Here is a 24,667-nt window from a genome sequence, read left to right on the forward strand (position 1 = left end):
CGCGTCGGCCCGCCGGCGCTGTCGTCGGCCGGGCAGGCGTCCGCGTGGTCGGCCTGTGCCGGGTCGGGTGGTCAGTCCGGTGGTTCGACCGCGGCCGCGTCGTGGCTGACGTCCTGGCCGGTCGGTGTCGTGCGCTCGACGTCCGGAACCCGCACGTCCGGGTCGTCCAGGTCGTCCAGGCCTGGCGTGCCCGGGGAGTGGGGCGGGTCGGGGTTGAGCGGTGCGTTGTCGCCTTCCGTCATCGCACGCGGTTACCCGGGCGGTCGCCGGTCAAGCGGCTGGATCGGGTGATGTCGGAGTAGCGCCGTCACCAGGTCGGCCACGGGTGCGCAGGGTGACGGAGGGCACTCCCGACGGGGAACACGGGCGTGCGCGGTGCCGTTGTACGAGGTGGTCGGTGCGGTCCGTGTCCCCCGGGCCTCACCTGTAACGCCTTCGCGGAACACCGTTCGGCTGGAGCCGCGTCGTGCCACTCGCCGAGAGGCGACCGCCGTACCGACCCTCGATCCCCTCGACCCGCCCCGGTCGCTTGCCTCCCCCCAGCGCGGCCAGGGGCTGCCCGCCTCCGGCCGCACCTTCCCCCAGGGCGACCGGAGGCCGCTTCTTCTCCCGGCTATACGCCGGGCCGCCTCACCGGCGTGGGCGGGAACGTAGAGATCGTCGTGCTGGTCAACCAGTCGTCATCGCTGAACGGCAGCGCCGGCAGATCGGCCCGGGCACGCTCGGAAGCCTCGACCTCGACCACGTCGTGGTAGACCCCGGGCAGGGTGACGCGGCCTCCTCGTCGTGCAGCCGTGAACGGTTCCTCGTGGTGGACGTGCTCGGCACCCCCTCGGGCCGGTACCGCGAACTCGGCCGGACCACTGCCCTGCGGTTCGCCCGGTCAGGAGTCGCTGGGCGTGCCCTGGGGACCGTGCGGGACCAACTGCTCCTTCGACGAGGTCGGCGTGCGGTGCAGCAGGCCGTCCTCGTGCTCGGCGTACTGCCCGGTGTGCGACAGCGGGGGCGAGTACGCGTGGATGGTCACCGTCGGCCCCGCCCTCGGCTCGCGGCGCATCCGGTGGATGAAGGTGTTGTCGAAGCGGAACCCGTGGCCCTCGGTCGCGACGGCGCCGGTCGGCCGTTCGCCCAGGCGCAGCTGCTCGTGCCTGATGGCCCCGCACGCCACGTACACCGCACCGCTGGAGTGGTCGTGGTCGTGGTACCCGGTGTCGTGCCCGTCCGCCATCCACGAGATCGCCCACACGTCCAGGTGCTCACTGGTGAACACCTCGGTGTACGTGCGGTCGTCGACGGTGGTGCGCAGGCGATCCCGCCACAGTCCGGGCCGCTTTCCCACCGCCTCGGCGATGCGGTCCAACTCCTCTGGCCCCAAGATGCGATTCGGCACCTCGAACGGCAACTGGCGACTCATGTGACCTCCTCGACGGGAAGAGGCAGCACGCCCCACCGGCCGCACCACCACCCGATACGCGACACGCCAGCTGCTTGACGTGACCACTGGGTACCCCAGTCGTGATCGGAAAACCCGCGCTCACCGGAGAGGACACCGACCGGGGCCTTGCGTCGTGACGCCGCGGCTTGGCCCGCGTCCAGTGCGGCCGGCGCGCCGGCCATCCGCACGCCGTCGCGCTGTTGCCCGAGCAGGGGTGTTTCGGGTCGGTGCCGTGACGGTGACGACGCAGCACCCTCCCGGTCCGACGTACTCACTCAGCACAGCCGCCGTGAGGTCAAGTGCGCGCAGGAGCGCCGGACCGGGATAATCGGATTCCCGGCACTCCCCGATGAGGCCGGGGCGCGTCCGCGACGTACCGCGTTCGTGCGCGAGGTCGCCGAGGCGGTGATCACGGCCGGCACGTGGTCCGGTGCAGCGGTACTCCTGCGGCAGCGAGGACGGATGTTGAACGGGCAGCGTCGAGACCGGCTGGCGCGGATGGTCGCGGAACGCGTGGCCTCTCCTGGTCGCGGCGGGTGGGCGCAGGCGCTGTGCGAGGTCTGCGCGCAGTCCCTGACCGGGGTCGACGCCGCCACGGTGACGCTGCGCAGCCATTCCCGCGCGCAGGAACTGCTCGGCGCGAGCGACCGCTGGGCCGGTGTGCTGGACGAAGCCCAGTACACCGTCGGCGAGGGCCCCGGGATCGAGGCGTTCGACACCGGCGGGCCGGTGCTGGTGGCGGACCTGAGCGCGCACCGCGCGCAGTGGCCCGGGTTCGCCGACCTCGCCGAGGAGGAAGGGCTGGCGGCGGTGTTCGCCTTCCCGCTGCAGCTGGGCGGGATCAGGCTCGGGACGCTGGACCTCTACCGCCGCCGACCGGGGGGCCTGCCGCCCGACGTGGTGGCCGACGCCGCCGTGCTGGCCGATCTGACGGTCCTGTGGCTGCTCGACCACAGCAGCACCTCCGACGGCGGGATACGCGCCGAGGTCTCCTACCAGGACGTCAACATCGCCACCGGCATGCTCTCGGCCCAGTTGCGGATCAGCCTGGAGGACGCCTTCGCCCGGCTGAGGGCGCACGCGTTCGCCGGCCGCAGGTCGGTGCTCGACGTCGCACGCGACGTGCTGGCGCGGCGCCTGCCACTGGACCAGCTCGCGGACTGAGCCGCCACCGCGCGCGGCGAACGCGCGACCGGCCGTATGCTTCGGAGGTGCCCGCCCCCGGACAGATCGCCGCCGCGTTGAGCGAGATCACGGCGAAACTGGTCGACGGCCACGACGCCGACGCGGTGCTGCGCATGGTCACGGCCGCGTGCACGCGGTTGCTCGACGCCTCCGCCACCGGCGTGATGCTGGTGGACCCCCGCGGCGGCATCAAGGTCGTGTCGGCCTCCGACGAACGCGCCCGGTTCGTCGAGCTGCTCCAGTCGCAGATCGACGAAGGCCCCTGCGTGGACTGCATCCGCCACGGTGTTGTGGTCAACGCCGCCGACCTGGCCCGGGAATCCGACCGCTGGCCCGAGTTCACCCCCGCCGCGACGGCCGCCGGCTACCACTCGGTCCACGCGATCCCGATGCGGTTGGACGGCCGCACCATCGGCGGGTTGAACGTGCTCTACACCGGGACCGCGCCCTGGGAGCGGTGGCAGGAGCAGCTCGCCCGCGCCCTGGCCGACCTGACCGTGCTCGGGCTGTCGCAGGAAGGCGACTCGAGGCGCGGCGACCGGCTGGTCGAGCAGACCTTGACCGCGATGAACGACCGGGTGCGCTTCGCCCACGCGACCGGCATGGTCGCGGGTGCCCTCGACCTCGACCCCGAACGGGCGAGCGCGCTGATCCACCAGCACGCCGCCGAGCACGACGCACCGGTGCGCGACATCACCCGCGCGCTCGTCGACGGCTCCCTCGATCCCGCCGCCGTCGCTTCCCCCGCCGATGCGCACCGGAATCGGCCACCGGCCGGCTAACGCCCGTCCCAGTCCGGATCGGCCCAGTCGGGATCGGCCCGCCCGTCCGCCGCCGCGTCGACGATCGCCGCCATGCGCGCCGCCTCCGCCCGGCAGTGCGCGTCGTCGTACCGGGCGGAGAACCGCTCGTCGGCCGACGCCGGATCACCGCCGCCCACCCCTCCCTCGACGATGCCGACCGCCTCGTAGAAGACGCTGCGGCTGACCACCTCGTCCACGATCCGCCGCGCCGCGGCGACGCGGTTGACGGGACTGCCATCCGGGTGCGCCATCACTCCCACCCTCCTCCTCACCTCGCGCGGACGCCACCGTGTAGCGACGTTCCGCCGTCCCGAATGGACGGTGGGTGACCACCACCCGGCAATCCGGCCATCAACGGGTCGACCCGGCCGACAACCGAACAACGCGTGAGGCACCGCACCGGACAACGCCGACCGCGCTACCTCACCTCATACGGTCAACCGACCCGCGACCTGCCCGCCCCCGTCCCGGATCGCCGGTCGCCCGACCGAAAATCGATTGTCCGACAAGGAATCCAAGACCCAGTCGGCATCAACTGGGGTTTCGCAGGAGCCACCCCCTGCCCGGCGGTCTGCCGCGCCCGCGCCGCGCCGGACTCGTACCGCGGTCGAGTCACCGCATCCGACTCCTCGCCCCGTCCGCGCTCCGGTCCCGGTGGGTCCGACCCGGTCCCGTCCCGCCGATCGGTTCCGGCCACAGGCACGAGCGGTCAGGCGGGCCCGGGCTCGCCCCGCGTCCCATTCCTGGCGACCACCTCGACGATGTTCGCGATGTTCAGCACGAGGGTGCTGCGGTCGGGCCGGAGCACCGGCACCCAGGCGCGTTCGGTGAAGGGGTCGACGAGCACCGGCCCGACGACGATGCCGCGACCGAAGGCGGACGGGGCGGACACGTCGGGATCGAGGAAGGTGATGACCGCACCGTGGTCGAGGAGATGTTCGTGAGCCATGACGTCGCCCTTCGGACGCTGGAGTTGCGCCGACTGCTTGACGTCCCGGTCGAGTACCCACGACACGATCGCGCCAACCACGCCCTCACCGACGAGTCGACCGGCGGCCCCAGCCGGGGCGTGACCTACTGACTGTGTGCCGCGCACCCCACCAATGTGACCGCCGAAGGACCCGAACGTGCTCGGCAGGGCTAAGCTGCGGGAGCTGAGGTTCTTCGTGTGCACTGGCTGGACGGTGTGCCACCTTCGCGGCATGCCGATCCCGTGCGACGTCGAAGGGACCTCGCCGCGGGGAGGATGCGGCGCGTGCCTCCCGTTCGCCTCACAGCGGCCCGCAAGGGCGCACACCACACCGCCCCCATCACACCGCCCACGCGGCGGGACGTGACGACGGAGTGCGACACCGGTTCGTTCTGTGTTTGTCCTCGTGGACGAATCGCTTCTGCTCGGCGCGGCCGACAGGAGCATCAAACGTGGGAACAAGACAAGACGAGTCGTGGCCGTCGGTGCTGGACGAGGTCGCCAACGCCCTGACCGGGCTGACCGCCGCGCTCGACGGCGTAGAGTACCTCCCGGCGGCACTGGACCGGATGTGCAAGCAGGTCACGCAGGCGATACCGGGTGTCGACGAGGCCAGTGTGACCCTGATGGCCGATGGACGACCCGGCACCGCGGCCGCCACCGCCGACGTCGTCGCGGAGCTCGACCGCGCGCAGTACGGCCTGGACCAGGGACCCTGCCTGGAGGCCATCCGCACCGGCACACTGGTGAGGAGCTCGATCACCGACGCGGCCGACCGGTGGCCCTGGTTCGCCCGGGACGCCGACGCGGCGGGCTTCGGCAGCTTCCTGTCCGCCCCACTCGCGGTCGACGTCGAACACACCGGCAGCGTCAACTGCTACAGCCGCAGCGGACACGGCTTCACCGAACTGGACGAGAAGCTGCTCGACCTCTACACCGCCACCGCCACCGCGGCGCTGACGGCCCACTCCCGCTACCGACACGCCGTCGACACCACCGAACGACTGCGGGCGGCACTGGACAATCCCCCGATGATCGACCACGCCAAGGGCATCCTCATGGCCACCCACCGGATCAGCGCCGCCGAGGCCACCCGACTGTTGGTCGAGCAGTCGCAACGCGGCGACACCACGGTGCACGACACAGCCGCCCGACTCGTCGCCGACACCACCCGCACACCACCACGACCGCCGACAACCTGACACGACTCCCCACCGCCGGCCGGCGTTGTTCGATCAGGGCGCGCACGGTCGCCGTCAGCTTCGGCAGCTCGGTGTTCAGGAGTGACGTTCGGGTGGCTTCGTCGCCGACCTGCTCGCTCATGGCGACATCGACGCCCAGGCTCCAGCCGCCTGCACACCAGCGGGGGGGCGCGCCAGGAAGACCGACCGCACCGCTGTGTTCATCAAGGCCGGCATCACGTTCTGCCGCCGGCGGACGCCCGCGTGGTGTGGAACTGGTGGCCCAACCCGCCAGCAGGCTCGGCTATGGACCGTTGCCGGCCGGTGGGCTGGTGTGCGCAGGCGGAAGGACGAGGCGACCGCGAGCTGTGGCCGTGCTCAGGCGGACGACCAGCTGATCGGGAAGCCGATCCGGCGGACGTCGTCCGCGATGGCGGCCAAGGTGGTGGCGGGGTTGAGCGCGGCCACGACCTCGGTCGTCAGCGGACGCCCGGCATAGAGGTGGCGTACCGCCTCGATGTCGACCGGCTGCTGGTAGTAGTCCTGCGCCCAGTCCTGGAACGCTTCAGGGCTGCCGTCGATGAGCAGGTCGAACAACCAGTCCGCACCGTCCTGGGCGTCATCGGGAAAGGCGATGTCGCCGTGCCGCCACCTGTCGTCACCCGACTCGCGCCACAGGCAGACCGTCACGCACGGCGTGCCCTCGTCGGTGAACGCGGGTTCGTCGACCTGCGCCCGGAACACCTCCGGCACGGAGTCGGTCACGCCGGGCCACGGCTTGCCGTCGTCGGTGGCGTACGGGCTTACCGGCGACTCGTGGTCGAACCCGCGCACGTACGCGCCGGAGGCGGTGAACACGATGGAGTACTCGTTGCCACAACCGTCCTTTTGGGAGGCCAGTTCTTCGCCGGGTGCCCATGCGGGATCGTAGGAGTGGTGGCGGTCCTCGTTGTCCGGGTCGAGCACGGCGTCCAGCACGGCGAGAACGCGACACAGGTCGCGCAGTTGGGGAATCGCGGGCAGCTTGTCCGCGATGTCGTAGGCGGTCATGCGCACATTCAATTGCGGCGTGCGGCGGACTGCTCCTCCGGGGTCCACTGACGCTGTCCGGCCCCCTGATCGCGGGGACCGCAGAGCCCCGAGCGTGCGGTCGCGGGAGCGCTTCCTGGGCGAAGTGTTCCAGCTCGTCTTCGTGAACCCCGATCCCCCGGCCTGTCCGACCACCGGAGTCGGCACCGTCTGCGGCCCTCTGACGATGACCTTCACCGGCTGACCGGCCTCCGCCCACCACACTGCCGAACAGTTGCCGGCAGGCACGCACGACAGCGGCGTTCCGGCATCCATGAGAACTGCTTGCGGCGAGACCCCGTGCTTGGGTGCTGCGTCGCGGAAGTGCGGAGTCGTCGGCGCGCTTTCGCGTAGAACGGGAATATCTTTTCACCGGATGGCTCCTGTCGCTTCGCACGCGCCCTCGGTACGAAGAACAGGCCGAAGCCCCTGTTCGTGTGATCGGAGCCCACCTGTGACCACCTCCGCGCAGCACACCTGGACCGCCACCCCGACCACCGCCGACGAGTGGCTCGACCGCGCCCGGGAGGTGGCCGCAGTGCTGGCCACGGACGCCGTCGCCCGCGACCGGGCCGGCGCCACCCCGCACGCGGAGGTGGCGTTGCTCAAGGACTCGGGACTGGTCACGCTGCTGGGTCCGGTCGAGCACGGGGGCGCCGGGCAGGACTGGACCACCGCCTACCGGGTGATCCGCGAGGTCGCCGTGGGCGACGGTTCGATCGGCCAGTTGCTGGGCTACCACTACCTGTGGTTCTGGACGCCCCGCCTGATCTCCACCTCCGAGCAGATCGCGGCGGTGGAGCAGGCGGCCACCCGCGATCGGTGGTTCTTCGGCGGTGCGGTCAACCCGCGCGACAGCGACCTGACCGTCGTCGACGAGGGCGACGAGATCGTGTTCACCGGGCGCAAGTCGTTCTCCACCGGAGGCAAGGTCTCCGACGTGACCGTGCTGGAGGGAATGCTGGAGGGCACCGACAAGCACGTGTTCGCCATCGTCCCGTCCCACCAGGACGCGATCGTGTTCAACGACGACTGGGACAACCTCGGCCAGCGGCTCACGGAAAGCGGCAGCGTGCAGGTCGACGGCGTGCGCGTGCCCTGGTCGGAGGCGGCCGGTTACGTGGGCAAGGAGTTCCGGCCGCGGGTCTACAACACGCTCAACGTGCCGCTGCTCCAGTTGGTGTTCACCAACTTCTACTTGGGCATCGCCAAGGGCGCCCTCACCACGGCCGCCGCCTACACCCGCGACCGCACCCGTCCCTGGCCCTACGCCGTCGACGTCAAAAAGAGCGCGGTGCAGGAGTTCCACGTTCTGGAGACCTACGGCGACCTCCAGTCCAAGCTGTGGGCCGCCGAAGCCCTGGCCGACCGCGCCGCCGAGCTGATCGAGGCGATCAACGCCCATCCCGACACCGTCACCGAGCGCGAACGCGGTGAGGCCGCCGTCGTCATCGCCGCCGCCAAGCAACGCGCCATCGACACCGGCCTGGAGATCGGCACCCGCGTCTTCGACGTCACCGGCGCCCGCGCCACCGCCAACACCGTCGGCCTGGACATTTACTGGCGCAACATCCGCACCCACAGCCTGCACGACCCGATCGCCCACAAGCGCGCCGAGGTCGGCCGCTACGCGCTGCTGGGCGAGCTGCCCGAACCCACCTGGTACACGTGACCGAGCAGACGGCCGATGACTCCTGCCCCGTCCTGCTTGTGCCTGGCGGGGGCGATCGTGCAGGACGGCGCGACCGGCATGCTGTGCCATCGCCCTGCGCCACACTGCCGATCCGCGTTGATCACACGCCCCGAACCGCGTCGACATGATCGAAGGGAAGCTCCTGGTGGCCATTCGACCTTTGCGGCGATCCGGCCACCAGGAGCCTCGCCATGACAGTGGCGCAGAGCGGGACAGGCGCTCGCGCGACTCCGCGAGGCTGCCACCCGTTTCCAGGAGGTGCGACAGCAGGACGCGCCGGCTGCACTCCGACAGGGCCACCGCGGTGTGGACGGCGTGAGGCCAGAGCCGGGCAGCGACCCCTTGGCCGGTTCGCGGTCCGTCAGGAGCGCTGGATGGTGAGTGTGGTGGGTCCGGTCATGCTCGCCACCCCGCCGGTCAGGCATTGGAGGGCGTTCGGTGTCACCAGGCTGACCACCTGCACGGCACCGGCCGGGGCGAACCCGCCGGCCGTGATGACTCCGGTGTTGGTGGTGACCACGGCAGCGCCCGCCGCGTTGGAGGTGGCGTTGTACTGGAACTCGCTGGGAGCCACCGTCCCGCCCCAGGTGAACGTCCGCCGTGCCGCTCCGGCGTCGAACAGCGTCAGGCAGGACGCGGTCAGGCTGAACGTCTCCGCGTAGGTCCCGGTCACCGCGCCCGTGTTGGTGCACGAGGGAAAGACGCCGCTGACGGTGATCGTGGTCTCCCGTGGGGTGAAGGTCAGCGGTGGGGCGAAGGTGGTGGCCTCCGTGCCCACGCAGACCTGCTCCACGGTCGCGGCCTGAGCCGGCGCGGTGGACAAAGCGCTCACCAGCACCACCACCACCACACCGCCGACCAGTCGTGACAGCCTCATCAGCGAGCCTCCTCCGAGATCGGACACACCATGAGGTCGTCGGGTCCGAGCTGTCGTTAGCGGATCAGGCCGTGCTCCACCCGAATGGCCGCCGGCCGATGCGGTGTCCGTCACCCGCACCGTGCCCTGTTGCGACCGCGGTACCGGCACGCGACGTGGGGATTGGGCCTTGTGCTCCTGGTCCCGATCGTGGTGGCCTGGCCCTGATGATCGTGTGGATCACCGACGGTCTGCTCTGATACGAGGCTGCGCCGTTGGTGGGGTCGGCGGCGGTAGCACGACTACGGCAGCGAGGTTGATCGGCTGCTCGGCAACGCGCCCGGCTACTACCCGCTGCACAGCTGGTGAGCCAGAGTCGGCACCTGCCCGGTGTCGGTCCATCATCGCTTCCGCCCTGCCGCCTCGCTGTTCTGCTCGGCCTCCGCCGGCATCCGCTCGAACGGCTCACCAAGACCACCACGAGAGCGCGGTCCGAAACGGGTGTGGGGAGGCCCCGCTCGGTGAGCGGGGCCTCCCCGGTGCCGGGACTCAGCCGACCGGAGGCGCCATCGTGAACCAGTTGAAGCCCTCGACCAGCGGCTGGCTCTCCCCGGTGTACACCGTGCCGGACAGCTCCCAGCGCTCGACGGAGCGGTACGTGCCGGGCTGGAGGCTCTCGTCGACCGGCGTCGTCTCGTCGTCCTTCACGGGCAGGTACTCGTAGACCGAGCGGCGCATCAACGTCACGCTCAACGCCTCGTAGGCGGACTGCGTGTCGAGGTAGCCGGGCTGGCCGTGGTCGGCCGCACGGCCCGGGTCGGCCAGCTTGAGCTGCACGAAGTCGCCACCGAACGAACCCTTGGCCGAGACGACCGTGACCAGGTGCCCGCCGTCGCGCTTGAGGCTGTTCTGCGGACCGGCGACGTAGCGGCCGTACCACATCTGCACCGGGCCCTGGTTGAGCTTCTTGGCCAGGTCACCCGCGAAGTCCGGGCTGGTCGCGGTGCTGACCGCGCCGGTCGCGGTCGACCAGCCGATGTCCCTGGCGGGCTTGGTGGCGATGTTCCACGCGGTGCGCAAGTTGGTCGAGTTGGTGCCGTCCTCGACACTCCACTTGGAGTCCGTGGCGATGCGGCCGATCGAGTTGGTGACGATGCGGTAGTCGGCGGGGTCCTTCGGGTCGAGGTTGCCGACCTTGGTGGTGAGCCAGCCGACCGGCGCCTTCTTCTCGTGGCCCCAGTAGTGCAGCACGTTGTAGAGAGACGAAGGGCCGCAGTGGGTGCCGCCGTTCGCGGCGAAGCCGGCGCGGAACTGGTCGACGTCACTGACTCCGCACTGCTTGACCTCGAAGTCGGGGCCGGTGACGTCGGCGAGCTTCACGCACGGCGGCGGCGTTCCGATGACCGGGTTGGCGACGGCGAGGCCCGGAGAGCCGAGGGAGCTGACGGCGGCGGTGGCGATGGCGGCGATGACGACCTTGCGCAACATGGGGTTCCTACCTCCTGTGGAGGGGGCCACCTCCCGTGGCCCCTTCGATAGGAGAAGCTTGACCTGCGCAAACGTCGAGGGCATGAGGGTTGATCCCTCAACGTGAAGTGGCAAAAGATGGGTGTATCAGGCCTACCCCCACCCGACTCCTACTCAGTCAGGCGAGAGCTTTCGCCAAGTCGCGCCGGCCGCTGATGCCGAGCTTCGTGTAGATCCGGCCCAGGTGGTTCTCCACCGTCTTGGGCGTCACGAACAGCTCCTGCGCGATCTCCCGGTTGGCCCGCCCGGTGGCGGCGAGGTCGGCGACCCGGCGTTCGCTCGCGGTCAACGCCTCCGCGCCCGCGAGCAGCAGCCGGCGGGGCCGGTCGCCCAACGCCTCCAACGCGTCCACGGCCCGCGCGCGCAGCACCGTCGACCCGCACGCCGCGGCCAGGTCGATGGCCAGGTGCAGCGGTTCCCGCGCGTCGGTGCGCCGGCGCGCCACCCGCAGCGCCTCGCCGAGGTCGACCAGCGACCGCGCCAGCTGCAGCCGCGACGGCGACGCCTCCAGCACGTCGACCGCCGACTCCAGGAGTTCCACCCGGCGACCCGGGTCGGAGTGCGCGAGCAGCCGCAGCGCGGCGCCGATCTCCGTCGCGGCGCCCCACCTCCGGGCCAACGCCAACTGCTCCTCGGCCAACGCCAGCGCACCGGCCTCGTCACCGAGGAGCATCGCCGCCCGCACCGCCGGCTCACGCCATGGGATCGTCGGCGGGTCCAGTTCGGCGGCCAGCATCGCGTCCCGCTGGAGGTGCGCCTCGACCAGCGCCGAGCGCGGGTCACCCTTCGCCAGCGCCAGCAACGCACGCGGCTCGTGCAGCCAGATCGTCGGCATGATCTGCGGCGCGTCGGGGTGCTCGACGTCGAACGCGGTCAGCACCGCCGCCGCTCCCGTCAGGTCGCCCCGCTCGAACGCGACGTAGGAGAGGAAGTGGGTGGCCGTCGCGCGCAGCGCCACCACGTGCGGCGCCGGGTCCTCGTCGCGCACGGCGGCCAGCACTCCCTCGGCCTCCGCCGCCACCTGCGCCATGTCGCCCAACCGCCAGTTCAGGTACGCCGCCGAGTTGGCCACCATGGCGAACTCGACCGGCGAGCCGTGCGCCCGCACCCGCAGCCGCGCCCGGTCGATCTCCCGGCGGGCCTCGTCCACGCCGTCCGCGGCCATCAACGCGAGCAGCGCCACCACCCACGCCACCATGGCGTCGATACTGCCGGTGGCGTCGTCGAAGTACGCGCCGTTCGACAGCGCGCGCAACGCCGTGGCGGCCACCTCGGACGACGCCCGCACCTCGTAGCGGCCGGTCTGGGCGAGCAGGCCGAGCAGGGTGCGCTCGTCGGGCGTGCGGCCGGCCAGCGACGCGTGCCCGCGCAGGTGCTCGGACGCGGCCTGGCGGTGGCGCGGCGAGAACGACCGGACGACCGCCAACCTGGCCTCCAGGTGCAGCCGTCCGGCGTCCGGGCCACGTGCCGCGATGGCGTCGGTCAGCTCGGCGATCGCCGCCTCCGGCCCGTCCACGGCGGCGGTCGCGGACGCGGCGGCGGCCAGCAGTTCGGCGTCCGGCATCGCGGCGGCGGCGGCACGCAGCTCGCGGCGCGCCTCGGCGGCGTCACCCATGCGCAGCAACGCCCGGCCCAGCGCGGCCCGCAGGCCCGCGTCGTCCGGCTTCTCCTCCACCGCTCGCCGCAGGTGCGACGCCGCCGTGTGCGCGTCGCCCGCGGCCACCAGTGCGACGGCGGCGTCCCGCAGCACGTCCACCGCCTGCGGCAGGCTGCCCTTGGGCGCCCGCGCGAGGTGCGCGGCGATCCGGTCGGCCGGGGCCTTCGCCTCCCACAGCCGGGTGGCGGCACGCGCGTGCAACGCCGCCCGCGCCACCGGACCCAGCTCGGCCAGCACCGCCTCGCGCACCACCGGGTGCACGAACTTCAGCTCGTCGCCGGTCAGCACGTGCGCCGCGACCAGCGCTTCGACCGCGCCCGGCAGACCGGCCTGCTCCACGTCGGCGATCGTGCCCGCAAGCCACGGGTCGCTGCCGGTGCCCAGCACGGCCGCCGCGCCCGCCAGCCGCACCGACTCGGTGGGCAGCCGGCCGAGCGTCGCGCGGAACACCGTGCTGGGACCGAGCTTGCCGACATCGGCGGCGGTGCCGGGCGCGTCCAGCGGCAGACCCAGAGCGTCCAGCTCGTCGACGAGCACACCGGTCAGGAACGGGTTCCCGGCGCCGGCCGCGTGCAGCGCCGACACCACCTCCGGGGTGGGCCTCACCCCACGTGCCGCGACCAGCTCGGCCAACCCGTGCGGCGTGAGCGGGCGCGGCAGCAGCCGTTCGGCTTGCCGCGACACGCTCAGCTGCGCCAGCGGCCCGGCGTTCGCAGCAGGCGGGCGCGTCGCCACGACCAGCGCGATCGGGAGGTCCGCGATCCGCCGGGACAGGTAGACCAGGAACTGCGCCGACGACAGGTCGGCCCACTGCGCGTCGTCCACGGTGATCAGCAGGGGTCGGGTCGCGGACAGGTCCACGGCCACCCACCACAGCGAGTGCAGCGTGCGGGCCAGTTCCGCCTCGCTGGGGTCCGCGGCGGCGGTGTCGAGCGCCCGCAACGCGTCGCCGGACGGTCCGGCCAGGATCCGGTCCCGGATCTCGCCCCGATACCGGGACACCGACCGCTCCACCAGCTGCCGCACCACGCCCCACGCCATCGCGCTCTCCAGGGCGTCGCCGACTGCCTGGATACGGCCGAACCCGCGCTGCTTGGCCAACGCCCTGGTGTCCTGGACGAGCCGGGACTTTCCGATGCCCGCCCGGCCCTCGATCACCACCACCCGGCCGTCGCCGGCCGCCGCCGAGTCGAGCGCTGCCGTGATCCGCTCGAGTTCCCCGTCCCGTTCGAGGGTGTTCATCCGACCAGGCGGGACAGGGAGTCGGGGTCGCGCAGCGGCCGGCCGTGGCCGAACAGCACCAGCTTCGGCCGCAGCTCGGCCAACCGCCGCATGGACGCGCGGTTGCGCTCGTCGTCGTAGGTGAGGAACTTCGGCGGCGCGGACGGCCGCAACACGTTGAAGAACACGTCGCCGCACAGCAGCACGCCATCGCGGTCGCGCCACAGAGCGATGTGGCCCGGCGAGTGGCCGGGCACGTCCAGCACGGTGAACCCGGCGACCTCGTCACCCTCGCGCAAGCCGCGAGCGACCGGGTGGGCGTCCGGCATCCGCATCCGCGCCATCAGCGCCGGGACGAGACCGGGGCCGATGGCGGGGGTGGCGGTCGCGATCGCCTCGGCGTCCCGCTCCCCCGTCCACAGCGGCACGTCATACCGCTCGCAGAGCGAGTGGCTGGAGCCGAAGTGGTCGGGGTGTGCGTGGGTCACGACGTGCGCGGCGAGCGTGCGACCGTCCAACTGCCGGGTGATCCGCTTGTAGGCCGCGGGAGTCCCCGCGTCCACGAGGACGTCCTCCACCAAGTAGGCGTTCACCAGGTGAGGAGGACGACCGAGCAGCTGGTGTACTCCGGGAGCCAGGGGTCGCACGCCGGTGATCCTAGCGTCCGCGCAGTTCACTGTGGATGTGCGCGGCTGCCGCCCGGTGCCGGACGTGCGGGTGGTCGTCAGCGTCAAGATGCGACCGAGTCACCGGAGTGGTTGGACGCCGAGGCGTCGAACCTCGTCGCGGGGACGGCGCACGGGCCGAACACGGCACGCCCCGTCACGTATGGCCGTTGGCCGACGCACTGCGGGCACACTTCCGGTTTCGCGGGCATGTCCGGACTGGCTCTCGGCCAACACTGCCGGGCGAATACGACCCACCGGCGCCTCAATTGTTCACAAGTGTGATCAGCACCCGTCGATTCTGTTCACAAGTATGACTGCCCGCATTGATACCGCAGCCGGTCGATGATCAGTTTGATGGTGTCTGACCTGGGCGTTCGATCCTGTTCGACACTTACTGGACGTCGGCCTCAGAAACCGTTATTGACCGGCCACTTCCGGACCATCTAGCATTCGACGGGAAGGCGATTTCCCACAACGACGTGAGGAAGCACCTCGGACGCAAGGTATTGGCCAGCGCGTGCCAGCGCATTTCTCGCCAGCGGGTTCCGCCCAGCGTGAATAGTCGCCACCGCCGGTTCCGGCGTCCAGATAAGCCAGAAGCGGAGTACTCGATGAATGTTCAACCTCAAACCACGCGCGCCGCACGGCCGCGCGGCGTGCGATGGCGCGCGGGCCTGGCAGCGGCGGCGGGCGCCACGGCGTTGGCCGCCACGCTCGTCGCCTGGCCGATCACGACCGCTTCGGCGGCGATCGGCGCGGGCACGTACACCGTGAAGAACGCGGGCACCGAACACTGCCTCAACGTTCCCAACGGGACCACGACCGCGGGCGTTCAGCTCCAGCAGGCGGCGTGCGGCACGGCGAGCAGCCAGCAGTGGAAGTTCACGGCGGTGAGCGGCGGGTACCGGATCAGCTCGGTCGCCACGGGCCTCTGCGCCGGTGTGCAGGACGCGTCCACGTCGGCGGGCAAGGCGATCCAGCAGGTCGCGTGCACCGGCGGCCCCGGCCAGACCTGGACGGCGACCGCGAGCGGAAGCAACTACCGCCTGGTCGACACCAACAGCACGAAGTGCATGAACATCAAGGACAGCTCCACCGCCGTCGGCGCGGTGGTGCAGACCAACTCCTGCGACAGCGTGGCCACCAAGCAGTGGACGTTGACCCCGGCGAGCGGTGTGCCGACCTCGACGTCGACCTCTACTTCCACGTCCACCTCGACGTCCACCACCACGACGACCTCGACGTCGACCTCGACCACCACGACGTCGAACCCGCCGCCCACGGGCGCAGCGACCGGCTACGCGTCCGCGAACGGTGGGACGACCGGCGGTCAGGGTGGTGCGAAGGTCCGGGCCACCACGGGAACGCAGATCCACGCGGCCCTGTGCAGCCGGGCCAGCCGCTCGACCCCGATCATCATCGAGGTCGAGGGGACCATCAACCACGGCAACACCACTCAGGTGTCGGGCGGCAGCTGCTCGACCGCCTCGAACGTGATCGAGCTCAAGCAGATCAGCAACGTCACGATCATCGGGGTGGGCAGCGGAGCGGTCTTCGACCAGTTGGGCATCCACATCCGCGAGTCGCGCAACATCATCATCCGGAACGTGACCGTCCGGAACGTCAAGAAGTCCGGTTCCCCGACGTCCAACGGCGGTGACGCCATCGGCATGGAGAGCAACGTCCGCAACGTCTGGGTCGACCACACCACCCTGCTCGCCTCGGGCGGTGAGTCGGAAGGCTACGACGGCCTGTTCGACATGAAGAACGACACCCAGTACGTGACCCTGTCCTACAGCACCCTGCGCAACTCCGGCCGCGGCGGGCTGGTCGGGTCCAGCGAGAGCGACCTCTCCAACGGGTTCGTCACCTTCCACCACAACCTGTACGAGAACATCGACTCGCGGGCGCCCCTGCTGCGCGGCGGCGTGGGCCACATGTACAACAACCACTACGTGCGCCTCAACGAGTCCGGCATCAACTCCCGCGCCGGTGCCAAGGCCAAGGTGGACAACAACTACTTCAAGGACTCCAAGGACGTCCTCGGCACCTTCTACACCGACATGGCCGGGTACTGGCAGGTCAGCGGCAACATCTTCGACAACATCACCTGGTCGGCCCCCGGCAGCGAGACCAGGCCCGCCGGCCCCGACGTCAAGTCCACCACCACGGTCAGCATCCCCTACAGCTACAGGCTCGACCAGACCAACTGCGTGCCTGGCATCGTGAGCCGCACGGCAGGCGCCAACACCGGCATGCAGGAGTCCAACGGCACCTGCTAGTGCAGGGCTTCGCACGGCGGCTACCGAGCCACACCGGCCCGGTAGCCGCCGTCTCGACGTGAAGGCCCGAGCGCAGCACCGCCGCCGGGTCACGGGCGGCCTCGCCGCGATGCCACCGGGCGCCGACTGGCCGCACGCGGCTCAGTGACCCCGACGTCGTCCGCATGAAGGAGCCGTGGTCCGAACGTCGGACGGCGGGACCGCCGTCACACATCGTTGAGAACCCCGAACGCTGTGCCTGCGTATAACCCCATCCATGCAGGTGAGAAACGCGGTCAGGACAAGGTTATATGGCCGATTTCTGGCACCCCACAGGCAGCTCTGGGGCGTCGGGACGACAGGATTCGACCTTGCGGTCACTGCCCGACCGCGATCAGGAAGACCTACCCGTCGAGGTCAGTGGTGCCACCGAGCTCGGGCATCGGCTTGATCCTGGCGGCACTGTTCCACTGCGTGGGCGTTCGCGACAGCCGCGCGGTAGGCGGCGTGGAACCCCAGGACGCTCCACGCGCGGGCATGGGGGGCGAGGCGTGAACTGTGGTCGGGCCAGTCGGTGACCTGCCGCGTCCAGGACTTCTCCGCTGCTCCCGCGAGGCGCGGGAGCAGCAGGAACGCGAGGTCGTCGAACGAGTCGACCGTCTCGCACCAGATCGCCGCCTCGACACCGGCGATCCGGGCGCCGGCAGCCGCGAGTTCCGGCAGGGTGCTCGGGTGCCAGTCGAACGCCTGCCCAGGGCTGCGCGGCACGTAGTCCCCGTGTCCCACGCGACCCCTCCTCCGCTCAGCACCCTCGTCGGCCGCAGCGTCCGCGTAGGGGCGGTCCAGGTACAGCATCGTGTTGGAGGACACCAGCACCGGAACGCCTGCTGCGGCTGCGGTGGGCACGTCTTGTGGGGCGAGGGCGAACAGCCGGGCCGCGTCGTCGATCACGGGGTGCAGCGCGGCCGGTGCCCGTCCTTTCAGCTGTTCCGCGTCGAAGGGGTTGTCGGGGCCGATCCAGTACTGCAGCACGTCATCACCGTCCAGGCAGTCCGCCCGGGCGGCTTCCTGCCAGGCAACGACGCGCTTGCCGCGGGAACGCAGCAGCGCGTGCGCTTCCCGGACGAACCGTCGGTACGCCTGCACCGGCATGCCGAACGGCTCGTCGGCCCCCAAGTGCACGAACGGCCCCGGTGCCAAGTCGATGAGTTCGTGGAGCACGTCCCTGGTGAAGGCGACGGCCTCGGGGACATCGGGATCCAGGTAGCGCACGTACGGGTGAACAGGGTCAGCGCCGCCGCCCAGTTCCGGGTAGGCGTTGAAAGCGGCCAGCACGTGGCCGGGCACGTCGATCTCAGGGATCACCGTGACGTGGCGCTGCGCGGCGTACTCGATGATGTGGTCGAGGTCGTCGCGCGAGTAGAACTCCGCGGTGGCGCCGGGGCCGGTGAGTCGGGGCCAGGCGGGCGTCTCGACCCGCCACGCCTGCGAGTCGGTCAGGTGCAGGTGCAGGACGTCGAACTTGTACCAGGCGAGGAGGTCGACGACGCGGCACACCTCGTCGGGTGGGAAGAAGTGGCGCACGACGTCGAGCGAGAGGCCGCGCCACGCGTAGGCGGGTCCGTCCTCGATCGTGACGCCGGGGACGGTCAGTGCCGGGTCGACGAGTTGGAGCAGGGTGGTGAGGCCGCGGAAGGCGGCTTCGTCACCTGCGGCCTCGACGAGCACGCCCTCGGGGCGGACCGTCAGCCGGTACCGCTCATCGGCGGGGGCCGCGCGGGGGTCGACCCCGTCCGGTTCCGGCAGGTGCGCCAGTCCCAGTGCCTCGGGGTCGCCCACGACGACCACGACGTCGGCTCGCGGTTCCCCGTGCGGGACCACCCGGACGTCGAGGCCGTGCAGGCGTTGCGCCCAGGTCGCGAACCAGTCGGTCACGCACTGGGCGAGGCCGCGCGGCACGGCCACGGTGACCGTTCCCATGGGCGCGAGCGTGAAGGGTTCCGCCCTGGTCGTCTCGACGTGCGACGGGAGCGGCACGAGGGGGAGGTCCGGTGTCATGCGTTCTCCTCCGCCCGCCGCTGGTCCAGGGCGGCTCGCCGGGTCCGCTGTACCGCGGGGTCGGCGACGGGGGCTGACAGCAGCAGTCGCTGGGTGTAGGGGTGCCGGGGCTCTGTGGTGACCTGTCCGGCGTCTCCGGACTCGACGATGTGACCGCGGTGGATGACGTTGACCCGGTGGCTCATGTAGCGAACCACGGACAGGTCGTGGGAGATGAACAGGTAAGCGACCCCTGTCTGTTCCTGGATCTCCAGCAGGAGGTCCAGGACCGTGCGCTGGGTGGTGAGGTCGAGCGCGGAGACCGGTTCGTCGCACACGATCAGCTTGGGGCCGATGGCGAGCGCCCTGGCGATGGCGACGCGCTGGCGCTGCCCGCCGGAGAACTCACGTGGAAGCCGCTGGGCCACGTCGGCGGGGAGGGCGACGCGGTCGAGGAGGTCGAGGACCCTGCGCCGAGCCTCCCGCCCCGGGATGCCTTGCGCGTGCAGCGGTTCCGCGAGCGTGTCGCCGACCGGGATGGACGGGTTCAGGGAGGCGAAAGGGTCCTGGAAGATGACCTGCAGGTCGCGGCTGAGCCGGCGACGCCGCCGGTTGGAGGCGTGCTCGATGCGCTCGCCGAGGAACTCCACCGTCCCGTCGTGCACCGGGGCGAGGCCGAGGACGGCCCGTCCGATCGTCGTCTTGCCGGAGCCGGATTCGCCCACCAGGCCCACGGTCTCGCCGGGGCGGATGTCGAGCGAGACGCCGTGCAGGACCTCCACCCGCGGGGCGCGCCACCCCTTGCCGGGGAAGGACACCCGCAGGTCGCGGATGTCGAGGACGCGCGGTCCGGGTGGCGGTGCCGCGGTGGTCGGCGGCTCGGGTGACGCGGTGCTCATGCCGGGACCTCCGTGCCGTCGTCGGCTCGGGGCGCGACCCAGGCGGGCCTGGCGGGGGCGTCGTCGAGCACGGCGTCGATCAGGGTTCGGGTGTACGGGTGACGCGGGTCCGCGAGGACCTGCTCGGTGTTGCCGGTCTCGACGATGCGACCGGCGTTCATCACCGCGACGCGGTCGCAGAGGTCCGCGACGACGCCGAGGTTGTGCGTCACCAGCAGCACGCCCAGGCCACGGTCGGCTTGCAGTCGGCGGAGCAGTTCCAGCACCTCGGCCTGCACGGTGACGTCCAGCGCGGTGGTCGGCTCGTCGGCGATCAGCAACCTCGGGTCGCAGCTCATCGCCCCGGCGATGAGCACCCGCTGTGCCATGCCCCCGGAGATCTGGTGCGGGTAGGCGTGGAAGACCCTCCGGGGCTCGGCGATCTCCACTTGCCGCAGCAGCTCCAGCGCGCGCTCGGCTGCGGCCTTGCGCGAGAGCCGCAGCCGCAGCCGCATCGGTTCCACCAGGTGGCTGCCGATGGTGAAGGCCGGGTCGAGGTTGGTCATGGGCTCCTGCGGCACGTAGGCGACCACGTCACCACGCAACGCGTGGTACCCCTTCTCGGAGAGCCCGACGACCTCCGTGCCGGCGACGAGGATGCTGCCCCGCGTGACGCGGCCGCCCTCGGGCAGGATGCCCAGTACCGAGAACGCCGTCTGCGACTTGCCGGAGCCGGACTGGCCGACCAGACCGACGACCTCGCCCTCGGAGACGTCCAGGTCCACTCCGCGCACCACGTCGACGGCCGACGTGCCGGCGCCGTAGGACACAGCGAGGTCGCGCACGGACAGCAACGACGCCCGCGGCCCGGCATCGTCCCGTGTCGCGGGTGCCACCACGCGGGCACGTCGGGCGGCCCGCGGCTTCGAGGGCATGGCGTCCCCGTCCTCCAGGACGTCGCGGAGCGCGCTCGCCAGCAGCACGAGCGCGGCGCTGGTGATGCCGAGCGCCAACCCGGGCCACACCATGAACAGCGGGCTGCGCTGGACGTTCTGGAACGCCTCGTTGAGCATGGCGCCCCACGTCGGCAGGTCGCCGCTGCCGATGCCGAGGAACTCGAGCCCGGCCTGCAGGCTGATGGCGATGCCCGCGACCAGGGCGGTCTGGATGATGATCGGCGCGCGGACCACGATGAGCACGTGCCGGGCGATGATCCGGCGGTCGCGCAACCCGGACACGCGCGCGGCGTCGACGTACAGCTCACCGCGCACGTTGGCGACGATGCCGCGCACGAGCCGGAAGAAGCTCGGCGCGACGAGCACGCCGAGGACGACCATGAGCACCCACATGGTCGGGCCGAGGATGGCCCGCGACGCCAGCAGCACGACCATGGCGGGCAGGGCCATGACGAAGTTGCCGACCCAGTTCGCCAGCGCGTCGAACCACTTGCCGTAGTAGCCCGCGACCAGGCCGCTGGGCACCCCGATGGACAGCGCGACCGCGAGGGCGATGAGCGCGCCTCCGAGGGTGTTGCGGCCGCCGTGGAGCAGTCGGGACCACACGTCGCGCCCGGCGGAGTCGAACCCCAGCGGGTGTCCCGGCTCCGCCCCGGCGAACGCCTTGCTCAGCTCCGCCGCGCCGGGGTCGTCGGTGGACAGCAGTGGTGCCAGCAGCACCGCGCCACCGATCAGCACGAGGACCAGCGTGGAGATCACGGCCTGCGGGTTGCGCAGGAACCGCCGGGACCGCTTGGCGCGGCGGGGCGCCGCCGCGCCGGCCACCGGGTGGTTGTCTGACATGAGCGCCTCGCTCATGCGGCCCTCGCCTTCGGGTTGAGCCAGCCGACGAGCAGGTCGACGACCAGGTTGATCACGACCACGCAGACGACAGTGGCCATGACCAGGCCCATGATGACCGGGGTGTCGCCGCGCGTGGTGTAGGTGACGGTCATGGAGCCGATGCCCGGCAGGCCGAAGATCTGCTCGACCAGCACCGCGCCCCCGAGCAGGCCCACGAACTGCATGCCGAGCACGGTGAGCGCCGGTGCCGAGGCGTTGCGCAGCACGTGGCGGAACAGCACCCGCCCGGGCGGCAGCCCCCGTGCCCGCAGCGTGCGGACGTAGTCCTGGCGCAGCACGTCGATGACCGAACCTCGCACCTGCTGGGAGACGCCGGCCACGGCCGCCACGGACAACGACAGGATCGGCAGGGTGACCGTGGACAACCACCCCGGGACCGATGTCGTCAGCGGGATGTACCCGATCGCCGGGAACCACCGCAGCTGCACGGCGAAGACCAGCACGATGACGAGCGTGACCAGGAAGCCGGGCAAGGCGTACCCGACGACGCCGAGCACCTGCACGAGCCGGTCGACGGCCCCACGGCGCACGCCCGCCCACACCCCGAGGAGGAAGGCGAGCACCGCGGTGACGAGCGTGACGCCGAGCATCAGGCTCAGCGTCACCGGCAGCCGGTGCCCGATGGCCGTCAGCACGTCCTCGCTGGTGAACCACGACGTCCCCAGGTCACCGGCGAGCGCGTCCGCCAGCCACCGCGCGTAACGGGCGAGGACCGGCTGGTCGAGGCCGAGCTCGGCGTTCTTGGCGTCCACGGCCTCCTGCGACGCGGACTGCCCCAGCAGCTGCCGCGCCACGTCGAGGGTCGGGATCGACAACAACACGAACGAGACGAACGAGACGACGAAGAGGAGGAAGACGCCCGCGGCCAGGCGGCGGGCAGCGAATCCGGACATGGTGAGCGGCCTCCTGGGGGGACCCGGTTCCCTCGGCCTCAGGCGGCCGGCCGGTAGTTGTAGAGGGACGGCACCGCCATGCCCGACTGGGGAAGTGCCGTGACACCGCTGTCGGTCACCAGCGCGTAGGTCATCCGGTAGAACGGGACGAACCAGGCGTTCTCGACGAGGTTGCGGTTGAGGGCCCGCAGGTCGTCCCGGGCATCCTCGGCCGAGGCCGTCCGGATCCTCGGCACCAGCGCCCGCACCGTTTCGTCGGTGTAGCCGAAGAGGTTGAACGTGCCCGGCAGCACGAGGTCCTTGATGACCAGCCAGTCGCTGGCCTGCTGCCCGAGGTTCATCACGAAACCGGAGAACTCGCGGTTCTGGAATACCCGCCGCAGCGCGTCGCCCTGGTCGACGTCGACCCACGTGAGGGTGATCCCGACATCGGCGAGGTCGGACTTGAGCGAGGAGGCGATGGCTTCGGTGACGATGGAGGTCATGCGCGGCATCTTCAGCTCGAAGCCGTCCGCGTGGCCGGCCTCCGCCAGGAGCCGCTTGGCCTCCTCCGGGGCGTGGGCGTAGTGCGAGTCGAGGGCTTCGTCGTAGCCGAGGGAGTCGGTGCCGAAGACCTGGCTGGTCACCACGCCCTTGCCCCGGCGGATCTGCTCCAGCATCGTCTTGCGGTCGATCGCGTGGTTGAGCGCCTGTCGCACCTTCACGTCGGCGAGTTCGGGCGTGACCACACCGGCGCGGTCGAACAGCAGGATGCCCTGGTAGTCGAAGTTGATCGGGGTCGTCGTCAGCCCGGCGGCGCCTTCGAGGGCCGCCTGCTGGTTGGCGTCCTGGACGACGGCGGTGTCGATCTGGCCGGTCTTGAGCCCGTTGACGATGGCCGTCTCGTTGTCGAACACCGTCATGGTGACGCCGTCGAACGGCAGGCGCTCGCCCCAGTAGCTGTCGGCGCGCCGGTAGACCCACTTCGTCCCGACCGTGGTCTGGGAAGCGTCCAGTTCGTACGGTCCTGTGCCGTCGGGCGTGGTCTTCAGCTTCTCGGCGTCGGCGAACGCCGCGGGGTTCGCGATGAGGCCGGCGGCGTCGGACAGGTAGTAGAGGTAGGCCGGGTCCGGCGCGTCCAGGTGCAGCACCACGTGGGCCGCGTCGACCACCTCCACCTGTTCCAGACCGGACAGCCACTTGGCGTTGGCCCCGCTGCTCGCCTTGAAGCGCTCCAGGTTCGCCTTGACCGCCGTGCCGTCGAACGGCGTGCCGTCGTCGAACTTGACGTCACCGCGCAGCGTCAGCGACAGCTTCGTGCGACCCGCGTCCCAGGTCCACTCGGTGGCCAGCATCGGCCGGTAGGCGCCGTCGGGCTCGCGCTTGAGCAGGGAGTCGTAGGTGGCCTGGAAGAAGGGCAGCGCTCCGCCGACCGCGGTCACCGGGTCGAGGCTCTGGGGGAAGGTCATCGTGGCGATGTCGAGCGTCGGATCGCTCTGCCCGGCCGTCCCGCCGCCGGCTCCGGCGCATCCCGCCAAGACGAGGGCGGCTGCCACGACGCCCGCCGAACCGGCGGTCGGGAACCTGCGGATCCTCATGGGTCACTCCTGTTCTGAGCAGCCGGGCTTCCTTGCCCGAGAACCGATCTCGCAGAACTAACCATATGGTAAGTTCTGCCGGGCGACATGGTAGGCACACCACCACGCAAGATGTCCAGCACGCTTTCGCATCACGGTGCTGCCCGACCGGGACCCGACCCACGAGGAGACACGATGACGAGCCCGGATCTCGACCACGTCGCCAACGACCGGCCCGCGCCCGCTCGCCGGTACACCAAGGGCGACCGCACCAAGGAGCGGATCGTCGAAGCCGCCGCGGACCTGTTCTCGAAATCCGGCTATCTCGCGGTGTCCCAACGCGACATCGCCGCTCAGGCGGAGATCACCCACGCGGGCCTGTTGCACCACTTCCCGGGCGGCAAGGACGAGCTGCTCATGCAGGTGCTCGAACGACGCGACGCCGACGACGCCGCCGTCCTGTTCGACAAGCACCTCGACGCCTGGGGACACCTCGACCAGACGGTCCGCATCGTCGAGCGCAACGCCCGCACGCCCGGGCTGGTCGCGTTGTACGCCAAGCTCTCCAACGAGGCCAGCGACGTCAACCACCCCGCCCACACCTACTTCCGCCGCCGCTACGAGATCCTGCGGGAGCACTTCGCGGCGGTCCTCGGTGAACTCGCGGACCGACACGGCGGGCGTCCCGGTGTGGACCCCGACGTGGCGGCGCAGCAGCTGATCGCGCTCCTCGACGGGCTGCAGACGCAGTGGCTGCTCGCCCCCGAGGCGATCGACATGCGCGCCCGCCTGGTCGACTTCCTCGCCCTGCTCGGCGTCGACACGACCGCCTGGCGCACCGACTCGGTTTGAGGCCCACCGGCCGGCACGCTCGGACGCCACGACCGGCCTACCCCCACCCCCACTCATGAGGGAGACC

The 24,667-nt window shown here is 71.0% G+C and carries 20 protein-coding genes; 6 read left to right on the forward strand and 14 right to left on the reverse strand.

From position 1 onward, the window contains the following. Positions 1 to 71 precede the first annotated feature (71 nt). Positions 72 to 242 carry a hypothetical protein gene (locus tag ACRAKI_RS21080; protein ID WP_447002225.1) on the reverse strand — a complete coding sequence of 57 codons (171 nt, stop codon included), beginning with the start codon at positions 240 to 242 and terminating at the stop codon, positions 72 to 74. Positions 243 to 883: 641 nt separating this feature from the next. After that, a complete protein-coding gene (locus tag ACRAKI_RS21085) occupies positions 884 to 1,414 on the reverse strand; it encodes a hypothetical protein (protein WP_447002226.1) in 531 nt (176 codons plus the stop codon). A gap of 483 nt (positions 1,415 to 1,897) precedes the next feature. Here ACRAKI_RS21085 and ACRAKI_RS21090 point away from each other — a divergent pair, with 483 nt between their 5' ends. Next, on the forward strand, positions 1,898 to 2,599 hold the full coding sequence (locus tag ACRAKI_RS21090) for a GAF and ANTAR domain-containing protein (RefSeq protein ID WP_447002227.1): 702 nt from the start codon (positions 1,898 to 1,900) through the stop codon (positions 2,597 to 2,599). Positions 2,600 to 2,646: 47 nt separating this feature from the next. Continuing rightward, the gene (locus tag ACRAKI_RS21095; protein ID WP_447002228.1) at positions 2,647 to 3,402 is read left to right on the forward strand and encodes a GAF and ANTAR domain-containing protein; all 756 of its coding nucleotides are present in this window, start codon (positions 2,647 to 2,649) and stop codon (positions 3,400 to 3,402) included. On the opposite strand, the gene ACRAKI_RS21100 is transcribed toward ACRAKI_RS21095, so the two are convergent. Beyond that, positions 3,399 to 3,674 (reverse strand): hypothetical protein, encoded by a 276-nt coding sequence (locus ACRAKI_RS21100; RefSeq protein ID WP_447002229.1) that lies wholly within the window; start codon positions 3,672 to 3,674, stop codon positions 3,399 to 3,401. The genes ACRAKI_RS21095 and ACRAKI_RS21100 overlap by 4 nt on opposite strands. 458 nt (positions 3,675 to 4,132) lie before the next feature. Continuing rightward, the gene (locus ACRAKI_RS21105) at positions 4,133 to 4,597 is read right to left on the reverse strand and encodes a hypothetical protein (protein ID WP_447002230.1); all 465 of its coding nucleotides are present in this window, start codon (positions 4,595 to 4,597) and stop codon (positions 4,133 to 4,135) included. Between the two features lie 248 nt (positions 4,598 to 4,845). Here ACRAKI_RS21105 and ACRAKI_RS21110 point away from each other — a divergent pair, with 248 nt between their 5' ends. Continuing rightward, positions 4,846 to 5,595, forward strand: a complete 750-nt coding sequence (locus ACRAKI_RS21110) for a GAF and ANTAR domain-containing protein (RefSeq protein ID WP_447002231.1) — start codon at positions 4,846 to 4,848, stop codon at positions 5,593 to 5,595. A gap of 357 nt (positions 5,596 to 5,952) precedes the next feature. On the opposite strand, the gene ACRAKI_RS21115 is transcribed toward ACRAKI_RS21110, so the two are convergent. Further along, the gene (locus ACRAKI_RS21115) at positions 5,953 to 6,624 is read right to left on the reverse strand and encodes a hypothetical protein (RefSeq protein WP_447002232.1); all 672 of its coding nucleotides are present in this window, start codon (positions 6,622 to 6,624) and stop codon (positions 5,953 to 5,955) included. A 472-nt stretch (positions 6,625 to 7,096) separates the two neighbouring features. Here ACRAKI_RS21115 and ACRAKI_RS21120 point away from each other — a divergent pair, with 472 nt between their 5' ends. Next, positions 7,097 to 8,314, forward strand: a complete 1,218-nt coding sequence (locus ACRAKI_RS21120; protein WP_447002233.1) for an acyl-CoA dehydrogenase family protein — start codon at positions 7,097 to 7,099, stop codon at positions 8,312 to 8,314. 382 nt (positions 8,315 to 8,696) lie between these two features. Here the strand turns inward: ACRAKI_RS21120 and ACRAKI_RS21125 are convergent, their stop codons facing one another. From ACRAKI_RS21125 to ACRAKI_RS21140, 4 genes are all read right to left on the reverse strand, one after another. Further along, on the reverse strand, positions 8,697 to 9,212 hold the full coding sequence (locus ACRAKI_RS21125) for a hypothetical protein (protein ID WP_447002234.1): 516 nt from the start codon (positions 9,210 to 9,212) through the stop codon (positions 8,697 to 8,699). A gap of 528 nt (positions 9,213 to 9,740) precedes the next feature. Beyond that, positions 9,741 to 10,679, reverse strand: coding sequence for a hypothetical protein (locus ACRAKI_RS21130; RefSeq protein WP_447002235.1), 939 nt, complete (start codon positions 10,677 to 10,679; stop codon positions 9,741 to 9,743). Positions 10,680 to 10,836: 157 nt separating this feature from the next. Beyond that, positions 10,837 to 13,617, reverse strand: coding sequence for an AAA family ATPase (locus ACRAKI_RS21135; RefSeq protein WP_447002236.1), 2,781 nt, complete (start codon positions 13,615 to 13,617; stop codon positions 10,837 to 10,839). After that, a complete protein-coding gene (locus tag ACRAKI_RS21140) occupies positions 13,614 to 14,243 on the reverse strand; it encodes an MBL fold metallo-hydrolase (RefSeq protein ID WP_447002237.1) in 630 nt (209 codons plus the stop codon). The genes ACRAKI_RS21135 and ACRAKI_RS21140 overlap by 4 nt, the downstream gene beginning before the upstream one ends. A 677-nt stretch (positions 14,244 to 14,920) precedes the next feature. Between ACRAKI_RS21140 and ACRAKI_RS21145 the strand changes: the two genes are divergently transcribed. Beyond that, complete coding sequence (locus tag ACRAKI_RS21145; RefSeq protein WP_447002238.1) at positions 14,921 to 16,546, forward strand: RICIN domain-containing protein; 1,626 nt, start codon at positions 14,921 to 14,923, stop codon at positions 16,544 to 16,546. A 396-nt stretch (positions 16,547 to 16,942) separates the two neighbouring features. On the opposite strand, the gene ACRAKI_RS21150 is transcribed toward ACRAKI_RS21145, so the two are convergent. The 5 genes from ACRAKI_RS21150 to ACRAKI_RS21170 are packed head-to-tail and all read right to left on the reverse strand — an operon-like array spanning position 16,943 to position 23,769. Beyond that, positions 16,943 to 18,583, reverse strand: a complete 1,641-nt coding sequence (locus ACRAKI_RS21150) for a family 20 glycosylhydrolase (RefSeq protein ID WP_447002239.1) — start codon at positions 18,581 to 18,583, stop codon at positions 16,943 to 16,945. After that, entirely contained in the window at positions 18,580 to 19,461 is an 882-nt protein-coding gene (locus ACRAKI_RS21155) for an ATP-binding cassette domain-containing protein (protein WP_447002240.1), read from the reverse strand. Before ACRAKI_RS21155 ends, ACRAKI_RS21150 begins: the two co-directional genes overlap by 4 nt. Continuing rightward, complete coding sequence (locus tag ACRAKI_RS21160; protein WP_447002241.1) at positions 19,458 to 21,239, reverse strand: dipeptide/oligopeptide/nickel ABC transporter permease/ATP-binding protein; 1,782 nt, start codon at positions 21,237 to 21,239, stop codon at positions 19,458 to 19,460. Before ACRAKI_RS21160 ends, ACRAKI_RS21155 begins: the two co-directional genes overlap by 4 nt. 11 nt (positions 21,240 to 21,250) lie before the next feature. Continuing rightward, on the reverse strand, positions 21,251 to 22,192 hold the full coding sequence (locus ACRAKI_RS21165) for an ABC transporter permease (protein WP_447002242.1): 942 nt from the start codon (positions 22,190 to 22,192) through the stop codon (positions 21,251 to 21,253). A 38-nt stretch (positions 22,193 to 22,230) separates the two neighbouring features. Next, the gene (locus ACRAKI_RS21170) at positions 22,231 to 23,769 is read right to left on the reverse strand and encodes an ABC transporter substrate-binding protein (RefSeq protein ID WP_447002243.1); all 1,539 of its coding nucleotides are present in this window, start codon (positions 23,767 to 23,769) and stop codon (positions 22,231 to 22,233) included. A 174-nt stretch (positions 23,770 to 23,943) separates the two neighbouring features. Between ACRAKI_RS21170 and ACRAKI_RS21175 the strand changes: the two genes are divergently transcribed. After that, the gene (locus ACRAKI_RS21175) at positions 23,944 to 24,600 is read left to right on the forward strand and encodes a TetR/AcrR family transcriptional regulator (RefSeq protein ID WP_447002244.1); all 657 of its coding nucleotides are present in this window, start codon (positions 23,944 to 23,946) and stop codon (positions 24,598 to 24,600) included. Positions 24,601 to 24,667 lie beyond the last annotated feature (67 nt).

This window comes from Saccharothrix isguenensis (assembly GCF_052936305.1).